5 protein-coding genes and 1 pseudogene are annotated in these 8,815 nt (G+C 45.7%); 4 read left to right on the forward strand and 2 right to left on the reverse strand.

Annotated features, from left to right (window positions below):
- Positions 1-157: 157 nt before the first annotated feature.
- Entirely contained in the window at positions 158-1,297 is a 1,140-nt protein-coding gene (gene lldD, locus AB4232_RS09830; RefSeq protein WP_017083007.1) for an FMN-dependent L-lactate dehydrogenase LldD, read from the reverse strand.
- 274 nt (positions 1,298-1,571) lie between these two features.
- Positions 1,572-3,266 (reverse strand): L-lactate permease, encoded by a 1,695-nt coding sequence (locus tag AB4232_RS09835; RefSeq protein ID WP_372087024.1) that lies wholly within the window; start codon positions 3,264-3,266, stop codon positions 1,572-1,574.
- 247 nt (positions 3,267-3,513) lie between these two features.
- Here AB4232_RS09835 and AB4232_RS09840 point away from each other — a divergent pair, with 247 nt between their 5' ends.
- From AB4232_RS09840 to AB4232_RS09855, 4 genes and pseudogenes are all read left to right on the forward strand, one after another.
- The gene (locus AB4232_RS09840) at positions 3,514-4,431 is read left to right on the forward strand and encodes a LysR family transcriptional regulator (RefSeq protein ID WP_009846145.1); all 918 of its coding nucleotides are present in this window, start codon (positions 3,514-3,516) and stop codon (positions 4,429-4,431) included.
- A gap of 11 nt (positions 4,432-4,442) precedes the next feature.
- On the forward strand, positions 4,443-6,503 hold the full coding sequence (locus AB4232_RS09845; RefSeq protein WP_102248822.1) for a prolyl oligopeptidase family protein: 2,061 nt from the start codon (positions 4,443-4,445) through the stop codon (positions 6,501-6,503).
- A gap of 374 nt (positions 6,504-6,877) precedes the next feature.
- A complete protein-coding gene (locus AB4232_RS09850; protein ID WP_017100895.1) occupies positions 6,878-8,218 on the forward strand; it encodes a carbohydrate porin in 1,341 nt (446 codons plus the stop codon).
- A gap of 179 nt (positions 8,219-8,397) precedes the next feature.
- A pseudogene (locus AB4232_RS09855) lies at positions 8,398-8,815 on the forward strand (methyl-accepting chemotaxis protein); the annotation flags it as partial.

An 8,815-nucleotide genomic window follows, 5' to 3' on the forward strand; every position in this document is an offset into this window, starting at 1 on the left:
AAAGATCAACACGCCCTAGTTTTTTATTTTATTTTCCAGTGCTTAAACGGTGTCACAACGGCAGTGTAATTGCTGTGACACCGATTGAACTTCAGTCTAAGTAGACCAAAGCATTAGTCCGAATCCTGACCTGAATCCGAACCTGAGTCGTGGCGGTTTAATCTAGCCCCACCAGAGAATCACGAGTTAAGTCTTTGATTGTCTTGGCGCCAGTTAGAGTCATCGCAACGCGCATCTCTTTGTCGTAAAGGTCGAGTAGGTTCTCAACGCCTGCTTGTCCTTGTGCCGCTAACGCGTAGACGAAAGAGCGACCAAGCAAGGTGCAGTCTGCGCCCATCGCCATCATGCGAACTACATCTAAGCCAGTACGAATGCCAGAGTCGACCAGAATCTTGGTGTCGCCTTTTACCGCATCTGCAATTGCAGGCAGTGCTTTAGCACTTGATAGAACACCATCTAGCTGACGACCACCGTGGTTTGAAACTACGATACCGTCTGCACCAAATCTCACGGCGTCTTTTGCATCTTCTTCATCAAGAATGCCTTTAATGACCATCGGGCCGTCCCAGAAGTCACGGATCCACTCTAGGTCTTTCCATGAAATTGATGGGTCGAAGTTGTCACCCAACCAACCGATGTAGTCTTCCAGTTTGGTTGGAGATCCGCGGTAAGTAGAGATATTGCCAAGATCGTGTGGCTTACCCAAAAGGCCAACATCAACGGCCCAACTAGGATGACGCATAGATTGAAATACACGACGAATTGCTGCATTTGGACCGCTCATTCCTGAGTGCATATCACGGTAACGAGCGCCGGGTACTGGCATATCAACGGTGAAGACCAGTGTTGTTACGCCTGCCGCTTTGGCACGTTCCAATACGTTCTTCATGAAGCCACGATCTTTTAGCACGTAAAGTTGGAACCACATTGGTCGCTCAATCTTAGGTGCGACTTCTTCGATCGGGCATACCGACACGGTCGACATCGTAAAAGGGATGCCTTTATTGTCTGCGGCTTTAGCAGCTTGTACTTCGCCACGTCGTGCGTACATGCCTGTTAGACCAACGGGTGCTAATGCAATTGGCATCGCGAGCTTTTCGCCAAACAACTCGGTTTCTAAATTTAGGTCCGACATGTCATTGAGGACACGCTGTTTGAGCGCGATCTCTGCAAGATCGGCCGTGTTGCGGCGTAGGGTATGTTCACCGTAAGAACCGCCGTCAATGTAGTGAAAAAGAAACGGTGGTAATTTTGCTTTTGCTGCGGCGCGGTAATCAGTCGATGCGGATATGATCATAATTTCAGTCCTAAATTCTTGGGATGTTGCCCTTCTATGAGAGCTTGGCTTGGGCTGCTTTAATTACTTGAAAAGTAAGTGTTTGTTCTTTCTTAAACAGTGAAGCGATTAACCAGTTAAGCAATTAATCGGTGAAGCAATAAAATGGCGTTAATACCCGAGGGTGTTGATGTGTTTTAGTATCCATTCCGAAACTCATCAACTGTCTTATTAGACGGTGTTGCAGTCGGGGAATTGAGTATTAACGCCAAGTGCTTTTGTAACGACTTATGCTTTACATAAGTGCGTCTGTCATTTTGAAGCCGTAGATAACCACGAGGCCGATGATTCCTGTCATCACCAAGTAGTAGAACGTTGGGATGATAGTCTTACGTAGTGTTGCGCCTTCGCGTCCTAACAAGCCTACGGTCGCCGATGCGGCTACCACGTTGTGAATCGCAATCATGTTACCTGCTGCAGCACCAACGGCTTGCAGAGCAACAACCACAGCACTAGAGATAGACAGAGTTTGTGCTACTTCGAATTGGAACTGGCTGAACATCATGTTTGAAACGGTGTTTGAACCTGCAATGAAGGCACCTAACGCACCAACCGTGGCACTTAACGCTGGGAATGCGCTGCCGACTAGGTCAGCTGCAAAGTTGGCCGTTGTTACTGGCATACTTGCTAAATCAGCGCCGTTCACGCCAGAGTTAATGAAGATACGAACCATTGGGATAGTGAACACCAACACAAAGCCAGCGCCTATCAGAGTTTTGCTCGACTCACCAAAAGCTTTAGCCAGTGGTGTTGCGCTGCGTGATTGCATTAGAACAGCAACCAGTGCGACGAAGACCAAGATACCGCCAGGTAGATACAGAGGTTGAATCGCTGTGCTTACGCCTGTCTCACCAAGGATGTTGCTGAAAGAAAGGCTAACGCTCTTAAGCAGGCCTTTGAACTCAGGGCTCACACGGCTAGCAACTAGAGTGACAGCGAGCAGAACGTAAGGTGCCCACGCCATCGCCATGCTCATTTTTTTATGGCTTTGGTTGTTGTCATCAAGGTCGATTTTCAAAGAGCCTAGCCATTCTGCTGGCCACTTATCTTCGCTTTCGAAATCCCATTTTGATTTAGGTACTAGGAAGCCACGTTTTGCTGCTGTTACAACTATAGCAAGGCCAACCAAACCACCAATCAGTGATGGGAACTCAGCTCCGAGGAAAACACCCGTTAGTGCGTAAGGAATGGTGAAAGCGGCACCTGCGAACAGTGCGAATGGCAGGATATCAAGACCTTCAGTCCAGCTTTTGTTCTTACCGAAGAAGCGAGTCAGCATCATTGCCATCAATACAGGAATCATCACACCAACGCAGGCATGGATGATTGCAACACTTGATGTGATCTGTTGTAGGTAAGCATCCCATGTTGAACCATTGGCAATCAGGCTTTCACCGATGTTGTGCGTATCCAAACCTTTGTTTACGCCAACAATGATAGGTGTACCCACCGCGCCGAACGATACCGGCGTAGATTGAATCATCATGCCCATCAGTACCGCAGCTAACGCTGGGAAGCCAATTGCAACCAATAACGGAGCGGCGATTGCAGCGGGTGTGCCGAAGCCAGACGCACCTTCAATGAATGAACCAAAACACCAAGCAATGATGATCGCTTGTACACGACGGTCTGCTGATATGTCAGTAAATCCGTTGCGGATGGTGGTGATAGCTCCGGTGTGTTTCAAAGTGTTTAATAAGAAGATGGCGCCAAACACAATCCAGAGAACCGATACGGTAATGCCGAAGCCTTGGAATACAGAAGCTAACACGCGAGTGCCAGACATATCCCAAGCAAATAGGGCGATAGCAACGGTTAATGCAAATGCCACTGGCATCGCTTTTTTTGCAGGCCAGTTAAGGCCTACCAGCAGAATCGCTGCAACAACTATTGGCGAAAAGGCCAATAAAGCTAGTAGAGTTTCACTCATGGGTACTTCCTCGTACTTGTTTTCAAACGTTCATGTTTGAAGTGAATAACACGTCATTAGTTTTGTAGGTGTAATTTGAATCTCATGGATTCAATTGTTGTAATTAGAGTCGCTTTATTTGTAACCGATGTGATTGCAAAAGCTGTTTTTGTAATTGTTTTGTTAATTTGGCGTGAATTTACCCCTTTATTTTTTATTGATATAGGGAAATAATGAAAATAATTAATTCCAAAATTGGCATAATCAAATGCGAGCAGACGATTTGATCCTGTTTTCACAGGTAGTAGAGCTGGGCAGTTTTAGTAAGGTGGCGGAACAAAATAACCTTACAAATTCGGTAGTTAGTAAGAGAATTGCGCGTTTGGAAGAAGAGATTGGCGTGCAGCTATTATATCGAACCACGCGTAAATTGACCCTGACCGAGGCGGGTAAGGCAATGTTACACGGAGCCAAAAATGTGAAGCAGGCGGCTCAAGAGGCTATGGACGCAGTTTCAGGCTTTGGTGAAAATGTTAGTGGTCATATCAAAATGTCAGTGCCTACTATCTCCGGAGATTTGATTCTGGCAGACGCTGTTGCCGAGTTTTGTAATATGCACCCAGGTTTAACGGTCGATATGTCTCTTAACAATCGCTTTGTCGATCTGGTTGAGGATGGTCTCGACTTGGTCATTCGAACTGGTTACTTGGAAGACTCCAGCTTAATTGCCCGTCATATCTTGGACTCACAATGGGTGGTATGTGCCTCGCCGTCTTATATCGCTAAGAACGGTAAGCCGATGCAGCCCAAGGATTTGGTTGAGCACAATTGCTTGCAATACGCTTATCAAACGACAGGCGCCAGTGAGTGGCAGTTCTTACACAGTAAGGATGGCTGTACCGACAACGACAAATACATCGTACGCGTCTCTGGCTCTTTCTCTACCGATAACGCGACGGCATTAAGAAAAGCCGCTTTGGGCGGTCATGGTGTGGCGTACGTGCCACGTTGTCTGGTGTATCACGATATTCGAAACGGCCAGCTGGTGGACATCTTTCCTGACTTAGTGGGTAAAAAGCTCGGTATTTATGCGGTGTACCCCTTTACGCGCCAGCCACCGAACAAGATTAAGTTATTGATTGAACACATCAGAACGCGTTATCTGACGATTTCACATTATTTTTAATAAGGATCACGATGAGCTATTTAAAAGAGTATCAATATCCAGTCACCAACAAACAGATCGTCAGCGATGACTATTTTGGTCAGATAATCGAAGACCCATATCGCTGGTTAGAAGACGACAGAAGTGACGAAACCGCGCAGTGGGTGGCGAGCCAGAATGAAGTGACGTTTGATTACCTCGCTCAAATCCCGTATCGCGCAGAACTGCGAGAGCGATTAGCGAAAGCGCAAGACTACAAAAAGAGCTCGCAGCCGTTTGTGCGAGGTGATTACACCTATTTCTATAAGAACGACGGCCTGCAGAATCACAGCATTCTTTATCGTCAGAAAGAAGGCCTGCAGGTTGAAGTGTTCCTAGATCCGAATACCTTCTCGGAAGATGGCACCACATCACTGGGCTCGGTGTCGTTTTCGAAAGATTACAGCCTAGTGGCATACAGTATTTCAGAGGGTGGTAGCGACTGGCGTAAGATCTTTGTGATTGATACTGAGACTAAGCAGCAGCTTGAAGCCGAAATCACAGACGCTAAATTTACCGGTATTTCTTGGTTGGGTAATCGCGGCTTTTATTACTCTAGCTACGACAAGCCCGACGGCAGCCAGCTTTCAGCACGTACCGAACAGCACAAACTTTACTTCCATGAATTGGGTACAGAGCAAGCTAGCGACAAGGTAATTTTTGGTGAGAGCAACGCTGAACAACACCGTTATGTGTCGGGCTACACCACTGAAGACGACCGTTACTTGATCATTCTAGGGCGAGAGTCGACATCGGGTAATAGACTGTTCTATATCGATTTAAATTCACCAGAACAAAAGCTGAATACGCTGATTGATCATGTGGATAGCGACACTTATCTCATCGATAACCAAGATGAGACCTTCATTCTATATACGAATCTTGATGCGCCTAATGGCAAGGTGGTGAGCTTTGATACTCGCGATGGGAAATGGCTCGAAATCATCCCTGAAAAGCCACAGCCATTGGATATCAGCACGGGTGGTGGCTACTTGTTTGCTCACTACATGGTGGATGTGGTGTCTAAGGTTGAGCAGTTGGATTACCAAGGTAACCTAGTTCGTGACATTCATTTGCCTGGGCTGGGAACGGCCAGTGGCTTAGGTGGAAAAAACGAGCAAACTCAGCTTTATTACACCTTTACCAACTATGTAACGCCGCCAACGATTTTCTCTTTTGATGTTGAATCTGGAAGCTCTGAAATCTACCAACGCTCTGAGTCTCCGTTTGAGTCGGATCAATTTGAGTCTAAACAAGTCTTCTATACCTCGAAGGATGGCACTCAGGTTCCGATGCTTATCTCTTATAAGAAGGGATTAGTGTTAGATGGCAATAACCCAACCATGTTGTACGCCTATGGTGGCTTTAACGTTAGCCTAACGCCTTCTTTCTCGGGCACGGTTGGCAGTTGGCTAGAACTGGGTGGCGTATATGCGGTGCCTAACCTGCGTGGCGGTGGTGAGTATGGTAAGGCGTGGCACAAAGCGGGTACACAACAACAAAAGCAGAACGTCTTTGATGACTTCATTGCCGCTGCCGAGTTCTTAATTGCAGAAAACTACACCAGTAGCGATAAGTTAGCGATCCGCGGCGGTTCTAATGGTGGTTTGTTGGTTGGCGCTTGTATGACTCAAAGGCCTGAGTTGTTCAAAGTGGCTCTGCCTGCGGTTGGGGTGTTGGACATGTTGCGTTACCACACATTCACGTCTGGCGAAGGTTGGGCGTACGACTATGGCACATCCGCCCAAAATAAAGAGATGTTCGAATATCTGCTAGATTATTCTCCGGTTCATAATGTGGTGCGAGGCGTCGATTACCCAGCAACACTGGTTACGACAGCCGATCACGATGACCGTGTGGTGCCAGCTCACTCTTATAAGTTCATCTCAGAGCTGCAAGATAAGCATGAAGGCGGTGCGCCTGTGATGATTCGTATCGATGTTAATGCGGGTCACGGTGCGGGAATGCCACTGAGCAAAGCGATCGATCTCACTGCTGATATCTACGCATTTACCCTGTTCAATATGGGAATAGAGTCCCTAGATTCAATTTAAAAAATAATTAATTTTAGATAGCTGGGTATTTGAATTACCCCCAAAAGCCTCAAAATCGGCCTTAGATTTTGAGGCTTTTCATATTTACGAAAATCAATCAAAATTTCACCATATTTTCCTCGCTCCACCACACTCTTTTCCGTGATAGACCCCGCCATTACTGATGAAATGAAAGCGATTTCAAGCTGTATTATTACGGGTTTTTACGTCTATCTATCTGATTATAAATAAATAACCATATCTGGTGATAACTCTAAAAGTTTCATGGTATTTAGGCGGGTTTATCAGTGTGAACAGCAACTAACTTTTCAACGCTTTCATTGCTTAATATTTCCCTGTTCGATGAAAACTCAAAAAAATAATAGGGAATTACAATGCAAAAATTTAAGCTTTTGCCAATAACGGTCGCAGTGGCGGCTTCGCTTGCTTCACTCTCTTCTTTTGCTGCTGATACTAATATCGAAGCACTAGAAAAACGAATTCAAGAGTTAGAATCTAAGGTTGTTGATATTAATTATGTTAACGATCAACAACCCGCGGTTTTAACTGCAGAAACTAAGGTGCCAGATGGCATCGTCTTCTCTGGTTATGCTCGTTACGGCGCTCACTACAAGAGCGGTGATGAGCGTTACGTAGACATCGGTACAACAGGTCGTTCTGTCGGTCGTTTGGGTAACGAAGCTAATGGTGGTGAGGTTCAGCTAGCTAAGCTTTTCGAAGCTGACAATGGTGCGATTTGGGACGTCGTATTCATGGCTGACCACTGGGAAGCTGACGCTTGGGCTGATGACGGCGGCTTGAGCATGAAAAAAATGTACGCTGGTGTAACTAATGTATTTGAAAGCCAACCAGAACTTTACATGTGGGCTGGTCGCGACTTCCACCAACGTCCGCAACAAGGTTTGAATGATTACTTCTGGATGACACACGATGGTCAAGGCGCTGGTTTTAACAACCTAGATTTCGGTGGCGCTAAGCTAGATATGGGCTTTGTTGGCCAAGTGAAAGGCGGCCTCGTAAATGACAATGGTCGATACGCAATTACTTCTAAACTTCATTCAATTAACGCGGGTATCGGTCAACTGGACTTGTATGCGAACTACGGTTTTGCTTCAGATGAAGCGGATACAGCGAGTTCAACTAAATATGTGATCGACCAAAAAACAGGTCAAACGAAAAAAGTGGTAACAGCTGGTACTAAAGTGAGCGATGAAACGGCATACCTAGTAGGTGCAACTCTTGGTTTAGGAGATTCCAACAAGTTAGTCGTTAAGTATGGTGATGGTGCAGATTCATCGGTATTTGAGTTGAAAGGCGACTATAAAACTTTTTACGCAAGCATTGAAGGTAACTACGCAGCATCGGATAAATTCATCATTGATTACCTAGTGTCGTATAAAGATAACTCTGGTGCAGACTTAGCTCGCGATAACACTGAGTATGCGGGTATCGTTCGTCCACAGTACCAATGGGATGACGTTCATTCTACATGGTTAGAAGCTGGTTACGGCATGGTTGATTACGATGACGACGGCGAAGAAAACGCGTGGAAGGTAACTTTATCTCAAAACGTTTCTCTCGGTGGCTTACCTTGGAGTCGTCCAATGCTTCGCTTTTACACAACCGTGGGTGATGTCGAAACTAAAGGCAACACTGTGAACACAACCAATGTTGATACATTGTCGTTCGGCGCAATGTTTGAAGCTTGGTGGTAATCACAAGCTAGAAAGAGCAGCTCTTTGAATTAGGCTTACGCTCAAAGAGTCGTGTTTAAATAGTAAGTACATACTGTCCATTTAGCCCTAAAGGCAGATTGATTAGGGCACGTTAAATAACTCCATTCTTGGGCACATTTTATGTGCCCTTTTTTTCGCTACTAGATTAAGGAATAACTATGAGTCAGAGTAAAACCAAGAGGTTTTCTTCCATAGCGTCTCGAGTCTATTTTGGTTTTTTTACGCTGATTGTGATTATGCTTGGCAGCGCTTGGTTGAGCATTAGCAGCAATAAAAACATAACCTCACACATCGAAACCATAACTCAACAAGCAACCCCTTTGATGCTCCAATCCTCCACGCTTACCATCCGTTTTTTGGATATTAACCGAAGTTCAATTCCTTATTTATCTGCGGATTATGTTGATGAGTTAGAGCCACTCAAACAAGTCGTTGTGAATAACATCGAGCATTATCAGCAGCAACTGAATTGGTTTGAAGGCAAGAGCACGGCAGGGTCGTCTCTTGAATCCATACTCCAGAATATTGATGAAACGGGCGTTGCCACCATCGATAAGATAGACCAGACCTTAAACT

This window comes from Vibrio sp. 10N.286.46.A8 (genome assembly GCF_041470165.1).
In the GTDB taxonomy this organism is placed as follows: Bacteria; Pseudomonadota; Gammaproteobacteria; order Enterobacterales; family Vibrionaceae; genus Vibrio; species Vibrio tasmaniensis_A.

What these genes read in the sequence shown, in the direction of transcription:
- lldD (WP_017083007.1), bottom strand. Translation starts at nt 1,297, where the DNA reads ATGATCATATCCGCATCGACTGATTACCGCGCCGCAGCAAAAGCAAAA.
- AB4232_RS09835 (WP_372087024.1), bottom strand. Translation starts at nt 3,266, where the DNA reads ATGAGTGAAACTCTACTAGCTTTATTGGCCTTTTCGCCAATAGTTGTT.
- AB4232_RS09840 (WP_009846145.1), top strand. Translation starts at nt 3,514, where the DNA reads ATGCGAGCAGACGATTTGATCCTGTTTTCACAGGTAGTAGAGCTGGGC.
- AB4232_RS09845 (WP_102248822.1), top strand. Translation starts at nt 4,443, where the DNA reads ATGAGCTATTTAAAAGAGTATCAATATCCAGTCACCAACAAACAGATC.
- AB4232_RS09850 (WP_017100895.1), top strand. Translation starts at nt 6,878, where the DNA reads ATGCAAAAATTTAAGCTTTTGCCAATAACGGTCGCAGTGGCGGCTTCG.